The sequence below is a fragment of the Amycolatopsis benzoatilytica AK 16/65 genome, from assembly GCF_000383915.1.
Lineage (GTDB): Bacteria > Actinomycetota > Actinomycetes > Mycobacteriales > Pseudonocardiaceae > Amycolatopsis > Amycolatopsis benzoatilytica.
This window is the reverse complement of the sequence record NZ_KB912942.1, coordinates 2,362,072-2,380,112: the sequence shown is the minus strand read 5'-3', so window position 1 is coordinate 2,380,112 and position 18,041 is coordinate 2,362,072. Positions and strand designations below refer to the sequence as shown.

Annotated in this window: 17 protein-coding genes; 7 read left to right on the top strand and 10 right to left on the bottom strand. The window is 70.6% G+C overall.

The features are described 5' to 3' along the window. Position 1: 1 nt before the first annotated feature. Together AMYBE_RS41465 and AMYBE_RS0110790 are read right to left on the bottom strand one after the other, a co-directional pair. A complete protein-coding gene (locus tag AMYBE_RS41465) occupies positions 2-778 on the bottom strand; it encodes a WXG100 family type VII secretion target (RefSeq protein ID WP_027927560.1) in 777 nt (258 codons plus the stop codon). Between the two features lie 25 nt (positions 779-803). Continuing rightward, the gene (locus tag AMYBE_RS0110790) at positions 804-1,136 is read right to left on the bottom strand and encodes a hypothetical protein (protein WP_020659387.1); all 333 of its coding nucleotides are present in this window, start codon (positions 1,134-1,136) and stop codon (positions 804-806) included. A 161-nt stretch (positions 1,137-1,297) separates the two neighbouring features. Between AMYBE_RS0110790 and AMYBE_RS0110785 the strand changes: the two genes are divergently transcribed. From AMYBE_RS0110785 to AMYBE_RS0110760, 6 genes are all read left to right on the top strand, one after another. Continuing rightward, positions 1,298-1,882, top strand: a complete 585-nt coding sequence (locus AMYBE_RS0110785; protein WP_020659386.1) for a TetR/AcrR family transcriptional regulator — start codon at positions 1,298-1,300, stop codon at positions 1,880-1,882. Between the two features lie 55 nt (positions 1,883-1,937). Further along, positions 1,938-2,606 carry a maleylpyruvate isomerase N-terminal domain-containing protein gene (locus tag AMYBE_RS43335; RefSeq protein WP_020659385.1) on the top strand — a complete coding sequence of 223 codons (669 nt, stop codon included), beginning with the start codon at positions 1,938-1,940 and terminating at the stop codon, positions 2,604-2,606. A gap of 231 nt (positions 2,607-2,837) precedes the next feature. Beyond that, positions 2,838-4,163 (top strand): hemolysin family protein, encoded by a 1,326-nt coding sequence (locus AMYBE_RS0110775; RefSeq protein WP_020659384.1) that lies wholly within the window; start codon positions 2,838-2,840, stop codon positions 4,161-4,163. Then, positions 4,160-5,203: a hemolysin family protein gene (locus AMYBE_RS0110770; protein WP_020659383.1), complete on the top strand. Its 1,044-nt coding sequence runs from the start codon at positions 4,160-4,162 to the stop codon at positions 5,201-5,203. The genes AMYBE_RS0110775 and AMYBE_RS0110770 overlap by 4 nt, the downstream gene beginning before the upstream one ends. After that, the gene (locus AMYBE_RS41455; protein WP_020659382.1) at positions 5,200-6,138 is read left to right on the top strand and encodes a hypothetical protein; all 939 of its coding nucleotides are present in this window, start codon (positions 5,200-5,202) and stop codon (positions 6,136-6,138) included. The genes AMYBE_RS0110770 and AMYBE_RS41455 overlap by 4 nt, the downstream gene beginning before the upstream one ends. A gap of 89 nt (positions 6,139-6,227) precedes the next feature. Continuing rightward, the gene (locus AMYBE_RS0110760) at positions 6,228-6,920 is read left to right on the top strand and encodes a substrate-binding domain-containing protein (protein WP_020659381.1); all 693 of its coding nucleotides are present in this window, start codon (positions 6,228-6,230) and stop codon (positions 6,918-6,920) included. A 22-nt stretch (positions 6,921-6,942) separates the two neighbouring features. On the opposite strand, the gene AMYBE_RS0110755 is transcribed toward AMYBE_RS0110760, so the two are convergent. From AMYBE_RS0110755 to AMYBE_RS0110725, 7 genes are all read right to left on the bottom strand, one after another. Continuing rightward, on the bottom strand, positions 6,943-7,731 hold the full coding sequence (locus AMYBE_RS0110755; RefSeq protein WP_020659380.1) for an aldo/keto reductase: 789 nt from the start codon (positions 7,729-7,731) through the stop codon (positions 6,943-6,945). Between the two features lie 62 nt (positions 7,732-7,793). Next, positions 7,794-10,217 (bottom strand): GcvT family protein, encoded by a 2,424-nt coding sequence (locus AMYBE_RS0110750; RefSeq protein WP_020659379.1) that lies wholly within the window; start codon positions 10,215-10,217, stop codon positions 7,794-7,796. A gap of 22 nt (positions 10,218-10,239) precedes the next feature. Next, positions 10,240-11,085 (bottom strand): formyltetrahydrofolate deformylase, encoded by an 846-nt coding sequence (purU, locus tag AMYBE_RS0110745; RefSeq protein WP_020659378.1) that lies wholly within the window; start codon positions 11,083-11,085, stop codon positions 10,240-10,242. Further along, a complete protein-coding gene (locus AMYBE_RS0110740) occupies positions 11,082-11,627 on the bottom strand; it encodes a sarcosine oxidase subunit gamma (protein WP_020659377.1) in 546 nt (181 codons plus the stop codon). The genes purU and AMYBE_RS0110740 overlap by 4 nt, the downstream gene beginning before the upstream one ends. Continuing rightward, complete coding sequence (locus AMYBE_RS0110735) at positions 11,617-14,406, bottom strand: 2Fe-2S iron-sulfur cluster-binding protein (protein WP_020659376.1); 2,790 nt, start codon at positions 14,404-14,406, stop codon at positions 11,617-11,619. The genes AMYBE_RS0110740 and AMYBE_RS0110735 overlap by 11 nt, the downstream gene beginning before the upstream one ends. After that, on the bottom strand, positions 14,403-14,681 hold the full coding sequence (locus AMYBE_RS0110730) for a sarcosine oxidase subunit delta (RefSeq protein ID WP_020659375.1): 279 nt from the start codon (positions 14,679-14,681) through the stop codon (positions 14,403-14,405). Before AMYBE_RS0110730 ends, AMYBE_RS0110735 begins: the two co-directional genes overlap by 4 nt. An 8-nt stretch (positions 14,682-14,689) precedes the next feature. Further along, positions 14,690-15,931 carry a sarcosine oxidase subunit beta family protein gene (locus AMYBE_RS0110725; protein ID WP_020659374.1) on the bottom strand — a complete coding sequence of 414 codons (1,242 nt, stop codon included), beginning with the start codon at positions 15,929-15,931 and terminating at the stop codon, positions 14,690-14,692. Positions 15,932-16,017: 86 nt separating this feature from the next. Between AMYBE_RS0110725 and AMYBE_RS0110720 the strand changes: the two genes are divergently transcribed. Next, positions 16,018-16,656, top strand: a complete 639-nt coding sequence (locus AMYBE_RS0110720; protein ID WP_027927558.1) for a GntR family transcriptional regulator — start codon at positions 16,018-16,020, stop codon at positions 16,654-16,656. 4 nt (positions 16,657-16,660) lie between these two features. Here the strand turns inward: AMYBE_RS0110720 and AMYBE_RS0110715 are convergent, their stop codons facing one another. Then, positions 16,661-17,779, bottom strand: a complete 1,119-nt coding sequence (locus tag AMYBE_RS0110715) for an aromatic ring-hydroxylating oxygenase subunit alpha (protein WP_020659372.1) — start codon at positions 17,777-17,779, stop codon at positions 16,661-16,663. Positions 17,780-18,041 lie beyond the last annotated feature (262 nt).

Below are 18,041 nucleotides of genomic sequence, written 5' to 3'. Positions count from 1 at the left end.
GCTACGCCTCCTCGTCGCCGAGCACCGGCCGGGGCGTCCAACCGCCCGGGCCGAACGCCGCCTCGGGATCAGCTTCCACGAGGTACTCGGGCCGCCGATGCACGCCGTCGCCCGGGCCGCCCGCCGCGACCGGACCGCCCGCCACCGCCGGGCCGGCTCCCCGCGGCGCAGGCTCGGGCACCGGCAGCACGGCGGCACCGGCCGGGCCGCCGCGATCGTGGCTCGCCTGCACCGAGGTGCCGTCCGACGTGGTGCGCCGGATCGCCGAGCCAGCCGGGCTGATCAGGCCGTAGCGCTTCGGCAGCGCGCTTTTCGTGCTGACGGTGACGCCGTGGTACTGCTCCATCACGCGCACGTTGTTCTCGTTCGCGCCGTGGAACCGGTCGATTCCGTCCTGAAAGGACACTGGCGCGGCCGAGGCGGGCAGCACCGCCTGCAGCGGGCCGGCCCAGGGCTGCGGGCGCTCCGGACGCGGAGGCACCTCGACCACCGCGTGCCGCGCGCTTTCGAAGCTGCCGGCCTGGGTGTCCATCGACGCGCTGGTGAGGTCGAGCGGGTCGGCGGACTCCCGGAAATTCCTTTCCAGCGGCCCGGCGCCGGCCTTCGCCGCGTCCGCGGTGTCGCCGGTCCACGACCGCGCCATCCGTTCCTGGAGGTCCTTCACGCTGTGCGCACGTTCCAGGTAAGCGGCCGAAAGCTCCTGGACCTTCGCCGCGGCCGCGCGCAGGCCCGCCGTGTCGCCACCGCGGAAGTTGTCGAAGATCTGTTTTCCGTCCATCGGGATCCCTTCGCACGCAGCCGTTTCAGCGGCCGCGGCTCAGGTCGGCACCCGCCTGGTCCGCCTCGGCCGTCCGGTCCCGCGCGGTGCGCAGCTTGCCCAGATAGTCCTCGGCGTACCTGCGCAGAGCGTCGTTCTGTTCGCGCAGCGTGTGCAGGGATTCCCGCCCGGCGGCGGCGTACCCGGCGCTCGCCGGGTCGGCGGCGGGCGCGGCGAACAGGCCCAGGATCTCGTCGATCGCGCGCCCGTCCGCGGCGATCTTGCCGAGCTGGTCCTCCCACAACCGGATGACGGCGGTCAACTCGGCCGCGTCCATCGCGAAGCCGCCCCGCGCACGACCTGACTCGCCGATGACCAAGGCGGCTTCCTTTCCGGTTGCCCGTGTCGTGATGCGCACAGCGTAGTCAACCGGCCCGTTCGTGTCAGCCGACGTGCCCGAGCGGCCAGCCGCGACGGCACGAAGTCACAGTACGTACGTACGGATTGCGAGAACCCGGTCTTCGATGTCAGGATTTCAGGATGCCACGGGTCAGCCAGGATCACCTCGACGCACGCCGGCGCCAGATCCTGGACGGCTCACGCGTCTGTTTCGCCCGCTACGGATACGAAGGCGCCACCGTACGCCGTCTCGAAGAGGCCACCGGTCTCTCCCGCGGCGCCATCTTCCACCATTTCCGCGACAAGGAGTCGCTGTTTCTCGCCCTCGCCGAGGACGACGCGGTGCGGATGGCCGACGTGGTCGCGGAACAGGGCCTCGTGCAGGTCATGCGCGACCTGCTGGCCGGCCGCAACGAGCATCCGGCGGACTGGCTGGGCACCCGGCTGGAGGTCTCCCGGCGGCTGCGCACCGACCCGGAGTTCCGCGCCCGCTGGGCGGAACGGTCCGAGCAGCTCACCGCGGCCACCCGCGAGCGGCTCGAATGGCAGCGCGAGGCCGGCAACCTCCGCGACGACGTGGACGTCGCGGTGCTGACCGCGTTCCTGGAGCTCGTGCTGGAGGGCCTGGTCTCGCACCTCGCGATGGGCCTGCCCGGCGACCATCTCGGACCGGTGCTGGACCTGGTGGAGGAAACCGTGCGACGGCACCGGCCCGGGCGGGCCTGAGCGAGCTAAGCGGTCTTAGCCGCACGATCGGGTCATTTCGGGTTGAATGCGACCCGTGGATCTCCTGACGGCGCACAGCCGCGCGCTGACGATCGCAGACGAAGCGATCCGAGCGATCGGCGACGAGGACTGGGCACGCGACGCACCCTCGTGCCCGGGCTGGACGGTGCACGATCTGGTGAGCGAAATGGTCGTCGCGGAGAGGGCGGCACCGGACATGCTCGCCGGGCGGGTGATTTACGCGCCGGATCCGCGCTGGCTCGGTGACGTGCTCGGCGTTCACCCGGTCGGCGTCTGGGAACAGGCAGCGCGGGCAGCGCGCGAAGCGTGGCTCGACCGGGTCGCCGTCCAGCCGGCCGGGGACGTCGCCGGCGGGATGCCGATCGACGAGTACGGCGTGTGGTCCGTACTCGGCCTCGTCACCCGCAGCTGGGACATCGCAGTGGCGCTGGGCAAGCCGAACCCGCTGCCGGACGACCTCGCGGACTGGCTGCTGGCGTGGGCGACCCCGCTGCTCGCCGACCCTCGGCACCGCGAGAGCTTCGACTCGCCCGTCGTGATCGGCCCGGACCCGACCGCCACCGACCGGCTGCTCGCCTTGACCGGACGACAGCCGGGCCTGGCGGCACCGCCGCCCGCGCCTCGCGCGCGGCGCCGCCTGTTCCGCCGCCGCGACCGCTACGCGTGGTTCCCCGATCCGGAAGGGCGCACCGGCCCGCGGTGAGCTGCCTCCCCCGCCGATCACCGCGGAAACCTCCCCCACGCCCGCGTCCTGACGTCGCCCCGCTGTCCGGACCCGGTACGATTGTCGGCATCGTCGCAGTACAAACCAGTTCTCCAAGGAGTGACGCCACCCCGTGCGCGCTGCGCCATCGCCCGGTGACAGTATCGGGCCGGGTCTTGCCCGACCCGGCTTCCCGTCCGCCCTCCGGCCCGCCGTCCCGGACGGTGCGCCGTGATCCACGTCCTGCTTTCCGTGCTCGGCGTGCTGCTCTTCCTGCTTCTCACGATCGGCACCGGCCTCGCCGTGGCCGCCGAGTTCTCGCTGACCGCCCTGGAGCGCAGCATCGTCGACGCGGACGTCCGCCAGGTCGGTGACCGGCGTTCGCGGACCGTCCAAAAAGCACACCGCACGCTGAGCTTCCAGCTTTCCGGCGCGCAGGTGGCGATCACCCTCACCACGCTGATCACCGGTTTCCTCGCCGAACCGCTCATCGGCGACCTGGTCCGCCCGCTGCTCGACGCGATCGGCCTGCCCGCGTCGGCGGCCGCCTGGGTCGCCGTCGCGGTCGCGCTGGTGCTGGCCACCTTTCTCTCGATGATCCTCGGCGAGATGGTGCCGAAGAACATCGCGATCGCCCGGCCGCTGCCGACCGCGCGGGCGGTTTCCGGCTACCACTCCCGGTTTTCCGCGCTGTTCCGCTGGCTCATCACGCTCATGAACAACAGCGCGAACTTCCTCGTCCGCAAGTTCGGCGTCGAGCCGCAGGAAGAGCTGCGCTCGGCGCGCTCGCCGCAGGAGCTGGGCTCGATCGTCCGCTCCAGCGCGGAAAGCGGGAAGCTGGACACCTCCACCGCGGAGCTGCTGGACCGTTCGCTGCGGTTCGGCGACCGCACCGCGGAGGAGCTGATGACCCCGCGCGTGCAGGTCGAATCGCTCACCGTGAACGACACGATCGAGGACCTGATAGACATCTCGCGGCGCACCGGGTTCTCGCGGTTCCCGGTCTACACCGAGGATCTGGACGACGTCCAGGGCGCGGTGCACGTCAAACAGGCGTTCGCGGTGCCGGCCGCGGAGCGGGCGAACACGAAGATCCGCTCCGCGATGCGCCCGGTGCCCACCGTGCCGGAGTCGCTGCCTGGCGACGATCTGCTGAACCGGCTGCGCGATTCGCGCTATCAGCTCGCGATCGTGGTGGACGAGTACGGCGGCACCGCCGGGCTGGTCACGCTGGAGGACGTCGTCGAGGAGATCATCGGCGACGTCCGCGACGAGCACGACGAGCGCGAGGCCCCGGCGGCGCAGCAACTCGGCGCGGACCGCTGGCTGGTTTCCGGGCAGCTGCGCGCGGACGAGGTCCGCGAGGTCACCGGCTTCCGGATGCCCGAGGGCGACTACGAAACGATCGCCGGCCTGATCCTGGAGCGGCTCGGCCGGATCCCGGCCGAGGGCGACGCGGTCGAGGTCGACGGGTGGCGGCTCACCGTCACCAGCATGGACCGGCACCGCATCGCCGAGGTCCAGGTGCGCCCGGTCGAACCGGGGGTGACCGCGTGAGCGACTGGCTGAACATCGCCCTCGTCGTGGTTCTGCTGCTGGCCAACGCGTTCTTCGTCGGCGCGGAGTTCACGCTGATCTCCTCGCGGCGCGACCGGCTGGAAGCGTTGCTGGAACAAGGAAAGACCCGCGCGCAGATCGTCATCAACGCGAGCAAGCACGTTTCGCAGATGCTCGCCGGCGCGCAGCTCGGCATCACCATCTGCTCGCTGCTGCTCGGCCGTCTTGGCGAGCCCGCGGTGGCGCACCGGCTGTCCGGGTTCTTCGACCTGCTCGGCCTGCCCGACCAGCTGCTGCACCCGATCTCGTTCGCGCTCGCGCTCGCGTTCATCACCATGCTGCACGTGCTGATCGGCGAGATGGTGCCGAAGAACCTCGCCATCGCCGAGCCGGAGCGGCTCGCGTTGTGGCTGGTGCCGGTGCACGTGGCGTGGGTGAAGCTGGCGAACCCGGTGATCGCGTTTCTCAACTTCGCCGCGAACTCGCTGCTGCGCCTGCTCAAGGTGGAGCCCAAGGACGAGCTGGAGACCGCGTACAGCTCCGAGGAGCTGGCCGAGCTGCTGAGCGAGTCCCGGCAGGAAGGCCTGCTCGAGCAGTCCGAGCACCGCCGGCTTTCGCAGACGCTGTCGTCGGTCGCCAAGACCGTCGCGGACGTGCTGGTGCCGACCGCGGAGCTGACCACCCTGCCGTGCGGGCCGACTCTCGGCGACGTCGAGCGCGCGGTGTCCACCACCGGGTTCTCCCGGTTCCCGGTGTGCACCGACGACGGCACGCTGACCGGCTACATCCACGTGAAGGATGTGCTGGACCTGGTCGGGCGGAGCCCGGACACGGCGATCCCGGCCGACAAGACGCGGCCGCTCACCGAACTGCGCTCGGACGCTCGCCTCGACGTCGCGCTTTCCGCGATGCGCAAGGAAGGCAGCCACCTCGCCCGTGCGCTCGACGCCTCGGGTACCGCGCTCGGCGTGGTAGCGCTGGAAGATCTCGTCGAGGAATACGTGGGGACCGTGCGCGACGGCACCCACGTGGCGGCATGAGCGCGCCGGTGGTGCTCGCCGAGCAGGACTGGCAAGCACGCGAACAGGCACACGTCGAGCGGATGCGCGCGTGGACGGTCCCGCATCAGGAGCGCAAGGCGCGCGGGGAGAAACACCCGGTGCTGGACTTCCTGTTCACCTACTACTCGCACCGGCCCGGGCACGTCGAGCGGTGGCAGCCCGGCCCGGGCGTCGCGCTCGGCGGACCGGCCGCGCGCCGGTTCCTGGACCGGCCGGCCTACGTCGAAACCGAAGCCGGAGTGCAGCTCGACCCGGCGGCCTTCACCGGCCGCCGGGCCCGCACCGCGGAGTTCGTGCACCGGCTGCTGTCGGCCACCGCGTCGCGGTCGCCGCGGCTGAGCTGCTTCGGCCTCCACGAATGGGCGATGGTCTACCGCGAACCCGCGGACTCGGTCCGGCACGCGCAGGTCCCGCTGCGGCTCGGCTCGGCGGGCACCGACTCGGTGGTGGAGTCGCTGGAGATCCGGTGCGGGCACTACGACGCGTTCCGCTTCTTCACCGGCCCGGCGCGCCCGCGCAACACGCTCGAACCGAGCCGGGAGACCCAGGTCGAGCTGGAGCAGCCGGGATGCCTGCACGCCAACATGGACCTGTTCAAGTGGGCCTACAAGCTGGACCCGTTCGTCCCCGCCGAGCTGGTCGGCGACTGTTTCGAGCTGGCCGCGGACATCCGCGAACTGGACATGCGGGCCAGCCCGTACGATTTGACCGGCTACGGCTACTCGCCGGTGCCGGTCGAGACCGCCGAAGGACGCGCCGACTACGCGCGAGCCCAGGCCGGTTTCGCCCGGCGGGCCGCCCCGTTGCGCGCTCGGCTGCTCGCGCTGTGCGCGGCACTGCCCGGCGGGCCGCGAGCACCGGAGTCACTGCGCTCAGCGGAGTCGGCCGACTACCCAGTCGACAACTCTGCGTAACAATGTTCACCGCAGGTTGCTGACCTGTTAGAGTGATAACGGTTTGGTTGCATGACACACAGTGTTGTGCACATCACGAAAGGACAACGATGGGGCGTCACACCCTGCCCGAGGAGCGGGTACCGCACCCCCTCGATCCGCCGAAGCGGTCCGTCGGCCGCAGCGAGACCACCGGATCGCACCGGATCGTCGCCAAGCAGGCACCGCGCCGCCGGATCGCGAAGTGGCCGCTGGTGGCGCTCGGCCTCGCGGTGCTGGTGACGCTCGGCGTCATCGGCTGGAACTGGGCCGACTCGGTCCTGAACAACCGTGCCGAGGCGCAGGCGGCCAGCTGCAACGGCGGCCGCACCGACGTCCGGATCCTGGTGACCCCGCAGGTGGCGAAGCCGGTCGAGTCCGCCGCCGCCCGCTGGAACCAGGACAAGACCGTGGTGCACGGAAGCTGCGTGCAGGTATCGGTGCAGGTCCGCCCGTCCGAGAACGTGCTCAACGCGCTCACCGGCAAGGCGTCGCTGGACACCATCGACGGACTGCCGGACGGCTGGATCCCGGAGTCCTCGTACTGGGTGACGCAGCTGCAGCAGGCGAAACCGGACGTCATCGGCTCGCCCGCGATGCCGATCGGCTCCGGCCCGCCCGCCGACTACCCGTTCGTCGGCCTCAGCGGCTCGACGATCGACGAGACCCAGCAGCGCGGCACCCAGAGCTTCCGCGCCTTCCTGAAGGAACCCGCGCAGCTGGCCGACTTCGCCGCCGCCGGCATCCGGCCCGCCGGGTCCTGACCCGGTCCGCTGGCCGGCCTCCTCAGGAATCGAGCTCGGCCAGCGCGAGCAGGTCGTCCTCGGCCAGCTCGAAGTCGAACACCTCCGCGTTCTCCCGGATCCGCGACGGCGTCGCCGACTTCGGGATCGCGATGATCCCGGACTGCAGATGCCAGCGCAGCACCAGCTGCGCTGGCGTCTTCCCGTACTTCGCGGCCAGCGACACGACCACCCGGTCGGCCAGCCGCCGCCCGCGTGCCAGCGGGCTCCACGCCTCGGTCGCGATCCCGTGCTCGGCGTGAAAGGTCCGCAACGGCAGCTGCTGCTGCCACGGGTGCAGCTCGACCTGGTTGACCGCGGGCACCACGTCCGCCGAGGCCAGCAGGCGGCGCAGGTGGTCGATCCCGAAGTTCGACACCCCGATCGCCCGCACGCGGCCCTCGCGGAGCAGCCGTTCCAGCGCACGCCACGTCTCGACGTACCGGTCCAGCTCAGGCATCGGCCAGTGGATCAGATACAGGTCGACGACCCCGATCCCGAGCGCCTCGGCACTGCGGTCGAAGGCGCGCAGGGCGTTGTCGTATCCGTGCTCGGTGTTCCACAGCTTGGTCGTCACGAACACCTCGGAGCGGGGCAGGCCGGACTCCCGGACCGCCTCGCCCACCGCGGCTTCGTTGCCGTACATCGCCGCGGTGTCGAGGCTGCGGTAGCCGGCGTCGAAGGCCGCGGAGACGACCTGGCCGACCTGATCGGGCGCGACCTGGTACATGCCAAGGCCGAGCTGCGGGACAGCGACCGAGTTGTTCAACGTGACCAGGGGCGGCACGGCCATCGGCGATCCTCACTGCGGCGTCCGGGGAACCCCATCCTGCCATCGAACCCCGGCCGCCGCAGTCAGCGCCGGATGCGCTCCATCCCGGGATCGACCAACGGCTCCGCGGCCACCGTCGCCGCCACCTTGCGGCCGAAGTACTCGATCTCCACCGCGTCGCCGACCTGCACCGCGCCGGGCAGCCAGGCATAGGCGATCGGCCGTCCGATCGTGTACCCGTAGGCGGCGCTGGTGACATAGCCCGCCGGGGCGCCGCCGACAAACACCGGTTCCTTGCCCAGCACGACAGTCCGCCCGTCGTCCACGGTGAGGCAGCGCAGTCGCCGCTCCGACGTCTCTTCGCTTCGCCCTTCAATGGCCGCGCGGCCGACGAACTCCCCCTTCCCCGGCCGCACCGCGAACCCGACGCCGGCCTCGTACGGGTCGTGTTCGGTGGTCATGTCGGTGCCCCACAAGCGATAGCCCTTTTCCAGCCGAAGGCTGTTGAACGCGCCCCGCCCGGCCGCGATCACACCCAGCGGCTGCCCCGCGCGCCACAGCACGTCCCACAGCCGCTGGCCGTTCTCCGCCGACGTGTAGATCTCCCAGCCCAGTTCGCCCACATAGGACAGTCGCAGCACGGTCACCGGGACCCCGCCGATCCGGGCGCGGCGGCCGCGGAAGTACTTGAGCCCGCTGTGCGAAAGGTCCTCCGCCGACAGCGGCTGGACGAGGTCGCGCGCGAGCGGACCCCACACGCCGATGCAGCAGGTGCCGCCGGTGATGTCCTCGACCCGCACCCCGGACGGCGCCTGCGCGCGCAGGTAGGCGACGTCGATGTTCCCGTTGATCCCGACCTGGAACAGGTCCGGTTCCAGGCGCGCCACCGTGATGTCGCTGCGCACGCCGCCGGCTTCGTCCAGCATCAGCGTGTAGGTCACCGAGCCGACCGACTTGTCCAGCTGGTTCGTCGTCAGTCGCTGGAGGAACTCCAGCGCACCTGACCCGCTGACTTCGACCCGCTTCAACGGCGTCATGTCGTACATGGCGACCCGGTTCCGTGTGTGCCAAGCCTCCGCGGCCACGATCGGCGAGTGGAACTGCCCGGACCAGCCGTCCCGCGCGGGCGGCAGGTACTCGTGCGGCAACCCCTTCAGCAGCGAAGCGTTCGCCTCGAACCAGTGCGGCCGCTCCCAGCCGCCCGCTTCGAGGAACACCGCGCCCAGCTCGCGCTGGCGGGCATGGAACGGGCTCACCCGCAGATCGCGCGGGGACAGCCGGGGCTGCAGCGGGTGCAGCACGTCGTAGATCTCCACGAAGTTCTGCTGCGAGGTTTCCCGGACGTACTCCGGGGCGAGCTGCACGTCCTCGAACCGGTGCACGTCCAGCTCGTGCAGATCGGTCGACGCGTGCCCGTCCACAATGGACTCCGCGACCGCCTTCGCGATGCCCGCCGAGTGCGTGACCCAGATCGCCTCGGCGATCCAGAACCCGCGCACCTGCGAGGATTCGCCCACCAGCGAGCCGCCGTCCGGGGTGAACGAGAAAATCCCGTTGAACCCCTCCTCCACCTTCGACCGGCCGAGCGCGGGCAGCAGCGCCGTGCTCGCCTCCCACGAGGGCGCGAAGTCGTCTTCGGTGAACGGCAGCATCGACGGCATCGCCGACGCGGTGACCTCGCCCGGTTCGGCGAACTCGTCCACCGGCATCGGCCGGTGCGCGTACGAGCCGATCCCGATCCGGTCGCCGTGCTGGCGGAAGTACAGGTCCTGGTCCTGGTGGCGCAGAATCGGCAACCCGGGCAGGTCCGGGTCCGCCCCGGCCAGTTCCGCCAGCGGACCGGTCTTCGCGTATTGGTGCGCCAGCGGCAGCAACGGCACCGGCATGCCGACCAGCTCGCCGATCTCGCGCCCCCAGAACCCGGCACAGGACACCACGATGTCCGCCGGGACCACTCCGTCCGCCGTTTCGACCCCGGTGACGCGCCCGTTCGCCTGCCGCACCCCGGTGACCCGCGTCGAGCCGACGAATCGCGCGCCGCGCGACGACGCCCGCTTCGCCAGTTCAGCGACCGCCCGCGACGCGACGGCCAACCCGTCGGTGGGCACGTACAGCGCGCCGAAGATCTGCTCCTGGTCCAGCAGCGGCCACCGCCGCGCGCACTCGTCCGGATCGATCAGCCGCGCTTCGACGCCCCACGACGCCGCCCAGCCGTGCTTGCGTTTCAGATCCGCCCAGCGAGCCGGGGTGCTGGCCACCTCCATGCCGCCGACCTGGTGAAAACATCCGAGCTCGACCAGTTTCCGCACGGTGTAGCCGGCGAACTCGGTCATCGCCTTCGACGGGTTGGTCTGGAACACCAGCCCCGGCGCGTGCGAGGTCGACCCGCCGGTGAGCGGCAGCGGCCCCTGGTCGAGCACGGTGACGTCGGTCCACCCCCGCGCGGTCAGCTCGTCGGCAAGGTTCGCGCCCACGATTCCGGCGCCGATGATCACGACACGGGTCATCAGAACTCCCTGGGATTGACAGTCAGCGGAAGACAACGGTCCGGGTGCCGTTGAGCAGCACCCGCCGCTCGCAGTGCCAGCGCACCGCCCTCGACAGGGCGAGCGCTTCCGCGTCCCGCCCGACCGTCGCGAGCGCCCGCGGCGAGTACGAATGGTCCACGCGCTGGACCTCTTGCTCGATGATCGGCCCTTCGTCCAGCTCGGGCGTCACATAATGGGCAGTCGCGCCGACGTACTTCACGCCGCGGTCGTAAGCCTGCGCGTAGGGCTTCGCGCCCTTGAACCCCGGCAGGAACGAATGGTGGATGTTCATCGCACGGCCCTGCAGCTTCTGGCACAGCTCGTCCGAAAGCACCTGCATGTACCGGGCGAGCACGACCAGGTCGACGCGGTGCTCCCGCACCAGGTCCAGCAGCCGCTGTTCGGCCTCCGGCTTGGTCGCCGCCGTCACCGGGACGTGCTCGAACGGCAGCCCGGCCGCCTCCGCCATCGGGCGCAGGTCCTCGTGGTTCGACACGACCAGCGCGATTTCCGCGCCGAGGCCGCCGGCCCGCCACCGGAAGAGGAGGTCGTTCAGGCAGTGCCCGGCCTTCGACACCATCACCAGCAACCGGTCCGGCGTGCGGTCGGAGAACCGGTACCGCATCGCGTAGTCCCGCGCGACCGGCCCGAACTCCCGGGTCAGATCGTCCGCAGTGGACGGTCCGCTGCAGGTGAATTCGGTGCGCAGGAACAGTTCGCCGTGCACGTCGTCGTCGAACTGCTGGTGCTCGACGATGTCGCAGCCGTTGCCGACCAGGAACGCGGTGACCGCGTGCACGATCCCGGAGCGCTCCGGACAGTGCAGCGTGAGCGTGAACTGAGTCAAGACTCCTCCTCGCAGTATTCGACTGCCGCGTCGGCGAGCCAGGCGGCGAAATAGGGCGCGAACGACTGCCGGACGAGCACCGTGAACTCCCCCGCCTCCCGGACCAGCAGCACGATTCCGGTGCGGGCGAACAATGTCTGCACGCAGGTCCCCGGCGGTGCGGCCTTCGGGTGCAGGTCGATCGAGCACCCGTGTGCGAGCACGTCCCGTGCGGCCGGCCCGGCCAGCCGAACCGTCGTGCGCTGCGCCGAAACGTCGGTCACCGCACCGACGGTGATCGCTTCCCGCAGCGCCGCCTCGGTGCCCTCGGGCGCGCCCAGAACCAGGTACTCGTCCGGGCCCAGCCACAGGACGTCCCCGATCCCGCTGGTGAACCGGCACGGTTGCGGCAGCCCGGCACCCAGAACGCCAGTGACGTCGCCCTCCCGGATCCGGAGGTTCAGCTGGGACAGGAACGGCCTCTCCGCCGCCAGAACCGCCGGGGCGAGCGCCGCCAGCCGGTCTGCGCATTCCGCGAGCGGCGCGCGGGTCTCAACCGTCACGACGGGCTCCCTCCTTGTCGTAAAGAACGGATTCGGTCACGGTCACCGGCACCACCTCGTCGCCGATCGGGACGTACAGCGTTTCCCCGATCCGTTCCCGGCCGGACCGGACCAGCGCGAGCGCGAACGTGCGGTCCAGCACCGCGCTCGGGTAGCTGGAGGTGACGTGGCCGAGCATCCGCACCGGCGGACGCGGGACGTGCGCGGTCTCGATGATCTGCGCGCCTTCCGGCAGCAGCACCCGCGGATCGGCCGGCAGCAGCCCGACCAGCTGTTTCCGGTCCGGCCGCAGGTTCTCCGCGCGGGCGAAGGACCGTTTGCCGAGGAAGTCGGCCTTCTTCTTCGACACCGCCCAGCTCATGCCGAGGTCCTGCGGGGTGACCGTGCCGTCGGTGTCCTGGCCGATGATCGGGTAGCCCTTCTCGGCACGCAGGACGTGCATGGTCTCGGTGCCGTACGGGGTGATCCCCCGCTCCGCCAACGCTTCCCAGAGCGCTAAGCCGTACCAGCACGGGACGTTGATCTCGTACGCCAGCTCGCCGGAGAAGCTGATCCGGCAGACCCGGGCGGCGATGCCGGCCACCTCGGCGTCTCGCCAGGTCATGAAGCCGAACGCGTCGTTGCCGACGTCCAGCTCCGGTGCGAGCCCGGCCAGCACTTCGCGGGAACGCGGGCCGACCAGCGCGACCGTCGCCCAGTGCTCGGTGACCGAGGTGGCGAAGACGCGCAGGTGCGGCCACTCGGTCTGCAGCCACTCCTCCATCCAGTCCAGCACCATCGCGGCGTTGCCGGTGGTCGTAGTGACGAGGAACCGGTCCTCGGCCACCCGGATGACGGTTCCGTCGTCGACGACCATGCCGTCGACCCCGCACATCACGCCGTAGCGGATCCGGCCGACCTTGAGCGTGCTCATCAGGTTCGTGTAGAGCAGGTCAAGGAACTCGCCGGTGTCCGGGCCCTGGACGTCGATCTTGCCGAGGGTCGAACCGTCCATCATGGCCACGTCGGTGCGCGCGGCGAGGCATTCGCGGCGAACCGCGGCGTGGAGGTCCTCCCCTGGCCGAGGGTAGTACCAGGGGCGTTTCCACTGGCCGACGTTCTCGAACTCCGCGCCGTGCTCGACGTGCCAGGAATGCAGAGCGGTCACCCGGACCGGGTCGTGCAGCTCGCCGCGGTGGCGGCCGGCCAAGGCGGCGAACGCGACCGGCGTGTAGGGCGGGCGGTAGGTGGTCGGGCGACGGTCCGCGAGGTCGACGCCGAGCGCTTCGCCGGTGATCCCGGCGGCGAGCATGCCGGAGGTTTTGCCCTGGTCGTGTGCGGTGCCGATGGTGGTGTAGCGCTTCACGTGCTCGAGCGAGCGCAGCCCGGCGCCGGTCGCGCGGAGGACGTCGGAGACGGTCGCGTCGCGCTGCAGGTCCACGAACCGGGTGTCCTCTTCGGACTCGCTGCCGGGGATCTGCCATTCGACCGCCGGTGCCAGCTCGCGGCGACGGGCGTCGGAAACTGGGAGCGGGGCCGTCGGCGGTGCTGCGAATCCCGTTGCCGAGAGGGCGGTTTCGGCGGCCGCCTGACCCTCCCGGACACATCCGGCGAAGTCGAGCGTGCCGTTGGCGCTTCCGGCGACGCGCGCGGTCGGGAGGTCACCGTCGGGCAGGTAAGCACCGAGCGCGGGTTCGTAACGCAGGCCGCCGCGCAACTGGCTGAACAGGTGCACGGCCGGAGTCCAGCCGCCGGCGACCAGGAGGGTGTCGCACGGGATCAGCTCGTCCGCCACCTGCACCCCGGCGATGCGGTCGGTCCCTTCGGTACCGGTGACCGCGCAGCCGGGCCGCACCTCGATGCCCCGTTCGGCGCACGCCGCGGCCCAGTTCTCCGGCGCGATCGCGCGGACGTCCGCCACCAGCGGGATCTCCACCCCGGCGTCGGCGAGGTCGATCGCCGCGGCGTAGGCGGAATCGTCCATCGTGAACACCACCGCGCGGCGACCGGGCAGCACGGCGTACCGGTGCAGGTAGGTCCGGGCGGACGAGGCGAGGAGGAGCCCGGGCCGGTCGTTGTCCGGGAAGACGATCGGCCGCTCGTGCGCGCCGGTCGCCAGCACAGTCTGCTGGGCACGGATCCGCCACACCCGTTGCCGGGCCGCGCCGGTGGTGCGGTGCTGAACCGCCAGCACGAACCCGTCGTCGTAGGCGCCGAACGCGGTGGTGCGGTCGAGCACGTGGACCTCCGGGGCCGCGCGCAACTCGTCGGCGATCGCGCGGGCCCACTCGACGGCAGGCTTGAGATCCAGGTACTCGTTGGAGCCGAGCAGCGAGCCGCCGGGTTCGGGCTGGTCGTCGACCAGTACCACGCGGCCGCCCGCGCGGGCGCCCGCGCGGGCGGCGACCAATCCGGCCGGACCGGCTCCGACCACCAGCACGTCGCAGTGCAAGTGCTTCGCGTCGTAGCGCGCCGGGTCGGGCTCGGTCGCCAGCCGCCCTTGACCGGGCAGGCTCCGCGCGACCAGACCGTCGAACAGTTCGACGACGGTCGCGGTCAGCATCGGCTCGGGGAACGGCTTTTCCAGCTGTACCACGGCGTTCGGCTCTTCGACGCCGGCCGCCATGATGCCCCGCGGGCGGCCGAGCTTCACGCTGCTGGCGACCTGGTGCACGCCGTTCGCGAGCAGCGCGGACGCCAGCGTGTCGCCGGGGTGGCCAGTCATCGAGCGGCCGTCGAAGGCGAACCGCAGCACAGTGTCGCGGTCGAGATGGCCGCCGCTGGGGAGGCGGAACGTCATGGGATCACCGGCCGGGGCTCGTCGAGGCGGTAGACCGCCGCGAGTTCGTGGGTGCGGGTGTCGCGGACCGCGTTGAACCAGCGTCGGCAGCCCGCGCTGTGCGACCAGCGTTCGGCCAGCGGGCCGCTCGGGTTGGCGCGGAAGAAGACGAACTTCGCCCACTCCTCGTCGGACAACGCCGCCGGGTCCTGCGGGTAGGCGACATGGGCTTGGCCGCCGTAGTGGAATTCGGTCTCCTCACGGGGACCGCACCAGGGGCACGAGATCAGCTGCACAGTTGCTCCTAATGCGCGACGGCGGCGGCGCCGTGCTCGTCGACGAGCGCGCCGGTGGTGAAGCGGTCAAGGGCGAACGGCTCGGCGTAGGGATGCGGCTTGCCCTTCGCGACGGTGTATGCGAAACAGTCGCCGACGCCGGGAGTCGCTTTGAATCCGCCGGTCCCCCAGCCGCAGTTCAGGTACAGGTTCTCCACCGGGGTCAAGCCGATGATCGGCGACGCGTCCGGGGTGACGTCCACGATGCCCGCCCACGTCCGCAGCAGGTGCGCTCGCGCGAACACCGGGAACAGCTCCAGCGCGGCGGCCATCTGGTCCTCGATGATGTGGAACGAGCCGCGCTGCCCGTACCCGGCGTAGGCGTCGATACCCGCGCCCATCACGAGTTCGCCCTTGTGCGCCTGGGAAACGTAGACGTGCACCGCGTTCGACATCACCACCGTCGGGTGCACCGGTTCGAGCAGTTCGGAGACCAGCGCCTGCAGCGGGTGCGACACCAGCGGCAGGTCGATCCCAGCCATCTTCGCCAGCACCGAACTGTGCCCGGCCGCGCACAACGCGACCTTCCCGGCCGCGATCCGGCCCCGGGTGGTCTCGACCGCGACCACCTTCCCGTCGCGCGTGTCCAGGCCGGTGACCGCGCAGTTCTGGATCAGGTCGACGCCCATCGCAGCCGCCGCGCGGGCGAATCCCCAGGCCACGTAGTCGTGTTTGGCGATCCCGGCACGCGGCTGATACGTCGCGCCGAGCACCGGATAGCGCACGTCCGGCGACGTGTTCACGATCGGGCAGAGCTCCTTGACGCCGTCCGCGTCGACCCACTCCGCGTCGATCCCGTTGAGCCGGTTGGCATTCACCCGTCGGACGCTGTCGCGCACGTCCTGCAGGCTGTGCGCGAGGTTCAGCACGCCGCGCTGGCTGAACAGGATCGGGTAGCCGAGGTCTTCTTCCAGGCCCTCCCACAGCTTCAGCGAATGCTCGTAGATGCCGGAGCTTTCGTCCCACAGGTAGTTGGACCGGATGATCGTGGTGTTGCGGGCCATGTTCCCGCCGGCGAGCCAGCCCTTCTCCAGCACCGCGACGTTCGTGATGCCGTGCACCTTGGCGAGGTAGTAGGCGGTGGCCAGGCCGTGCCCGCCGCCGCCCACCACCACGACGTCGTACGCCCGCTGCGGTTCCGGGTCCGACCACAGGAAATCCGGGTGCTCGGGAAGGTCCGCGCCCGGGGGACGCGCCTGCTCCGTCGTCATTCCGACCGGCCTCCGCGCTAGTCGACTACTGATATATCAATCTTCGCTGTAGAGTAGGCGGGGTGAGCACCCCGGTCAACCACGTCATGCCGGCCGCCGAACCGTCGCTGGCCGAACGCGCCTACTTGTTCCTGCGCGACCGTCTGGTCATGCTCGACATCAAACCGGGCGACCCGATCAACGAAGAATGGGCGGGCAGCGCGCTCGGGATGGGCCGCACGCCGATCCGAGAAGCGCTGAAACGGCTGGAGAGCGAGCGTCTCGTCGTGGCGTACCCGCGACGCGGAACCTTCGCGACCGACGTCAACATTTCCGACCTCTCGCACATCTCGGAAGTCCGGCGCACCCTCGAACCGACCGCCGCCGCGGCCGCCGCCACCCGCGCGACCGACGCCGACCGCGCGCACCTGTCGCGACTGCGGGACCGGCTGGATTCGGCGACCCCGACGGACAACGCGGAACTCCTGCGCACCGACCTGGAGCTGCACCGCGCGATCTACCGGTGCGTGCACAACCCGTTCCTCGAGGACACGCTGATCCATTACGACAACCTCGCCACCCGGATCTGGTGCGTGTTCCTCCCCCGGCTGCGCGGGATGGCCGGGCACGTGGACGAGCATCTGCCCCTGTTGACGGCGATCGTCGAGGGGGACGCGAAGAAGGCGTCGGCGCTGACGCTCGACCACGTGACCGGATTCGAGGAGGCGATCCGGGCGCTGCTCTGACCGATCAGCCAAGCCGGGCGCGCACCCAGTCGTGGAACTCGCCGATGTGGTGCTCGCTCGGCACCAGCACCCCGCCGCGGGCGTAGGCGCGAGAGCCCATCGCGCGCTGACACCGTTCGCACGCGTCGAAATCCTGCTGGTTCACCCGGTGGAACAGCTCCACCGACCGGTCCAGGTCCACTCCGGACTCGACCACCTCCGGCAGGTACAGCCAGTCGCAGCGGACCAGGGTCCGATCCGGGGCCAGCGGGAACATCCGGTGCACGATCACGTGGTCCGGGACCAGGTTCACGAACACCTGCGGGCGGATGGTGATCGCGTAGTACCGCCGGTCCTGGTGCTCGCCGACGCCCGGCAGGCGCTGCACGCCGTCGCCGCCGTCCACGGTGAAGCCGGTGACCTTGTCGCCGAATTCCGCGCCGTGGCCGACGTAGTATTGCGCGGCGTACCCGTCGGCGAACTCCGGCAGCACCTCGGTGAGCTCCGGGTGGATGGTCGCGCAGTGGTAGCACTCCATGAAGTTTTCGATGATCTGCTTCCAGTTCGCCCGCACGTCGTACTCGATGCGGCGGCCCAGCGCGAGACCTTCCATGGCGTACGCCTCGATCTCGCCCGGGCCGCCGAGCCGGGTGCTCACGTCCGCCATCACGGTGTCCGCGAAGGACGGCGGTTCGTCGGCGAGGCTAACCCAGGCGTAGCCGAGCCATTCGCGCAATGGCAGCGCGGTCAGTCCGTACTCGACCCGGTCGACATCCGGCATCCCGGTCAGATTCGGGGCGGCGACGAGCTTTCCGTCCAAGCCGTAGGTCCACGCGTGGTACCTGCACTGGAACGCGCGCTTCACCTCGCCCGTCTCCTCGGCGCACAGCTGCGCGCCGCGGTGCCGGCACACGTTGAGGAACGCGCGCAGCGCCCCGTCCCGGCCCCGCGCGACGAGCACGCTTTCGCGGCCGATCTGGACGGTCTCGAACGAGCCGGGTGACGGCAGGTCGGCGCTGCGCACCGCGCAGAACCAACCGGCCTCGAAGATCCGTTCCTGCTCGCGGGCGAAGATCGACGGATCGGTGTAGTACGGCCCCGGCAGAGTCGGCAGCAGGCTCTGCGGGAGGTCGGTGGTCGTCACCAGGGCTCCTCTCGATGTTGCGTATCGCGCGTCGCGTTGCCCTCTCGGGAACAAGATGCGTCCCGCCGCGGATGGTGTCAAGCACCCGGGCGGCACCCGCACCCATTCGCCGGAACCACCTCCGACCACCGGTTTCACCCGGAACGACACTCCACAAAACTCGTCCGGAGAACCTCTTGACGGCACCTCGTCCGGACACTCACACTCTGTTGCGTATCACGTCTGGTGTTCCTCAATACGCAACAGTCCTTCGGAGGAATCA

Excerpts from the sequence above, each read along its gene's own strand:
- AMYBE_RS41465 (WP_027927560.1), bottom strand. The coding sequence starts at position 778 with ATGGACGGAAAACAGATCTTCGACAACTTCCGCGGTGGCGACACGGCG.
- AMYBE_RS0110785 (WP_020659386.1), top strand. The coding sequence starts at position 1,298 with ATGCCACGGGTCAGCCAGGATCACCTCGACGCACGCCGGCGCCAGATC.
- AMYBE_RS41455 (WP_020659382.1), top strand. The coding sequence starts at position 5,200 with ATGAGCGCGCCGGTGGTGCTCGCCGAGCAGGACTGGCAAGCACGCGAA.
- AMYBE_RS0110760 (WP_020659381.1), top strand. The coding sequence starts at position 6,228 with ATGGGGCGTCACACCCTGCCCGAGGAGCGGGTACCGCACCCCCTCGAT.
- AMYBE_RS0110755 (WP_020659380.1), bottom strand. The coding sequence starts at position 7,731 with ATGGCCGTGCCGCCCCTGGTCACGTTGAACAACTCGGTCGCTGTCCCG.
- AMYBE_RS0110750 (WP_020659379.1), bottom strand. The coding sequence starts at position 10,217 with ATGACCCGTGTCGTGATCATCGGCGCCGGAATCGTGGGCGCGAACCTT.
- AMYBE_RS0110735 (WP_020659376.1), bottom strand. The coding sequence starts at position 14,406 with ATGACGTTCCGCCTCCCCAGCGGCGGCCATCTCGACCGCGACACTGTG.
- AMYBE_RS0110725 (WP_020659374.1), bottom strand. The coding sequence starts at position 15,931 with ATGACGACGGAGCAGGCGCGTCCCCCGGGCGCGGACCTTCCCGAGCAC.
- AMYBE_RS0110720 (WP_027927558.1), top strand. The coding sequence starts at position 16,018 with ATGCCGGCCGCCGAACCGTCGCTGGCCGAACGCGCCTACTTGTTCCTG.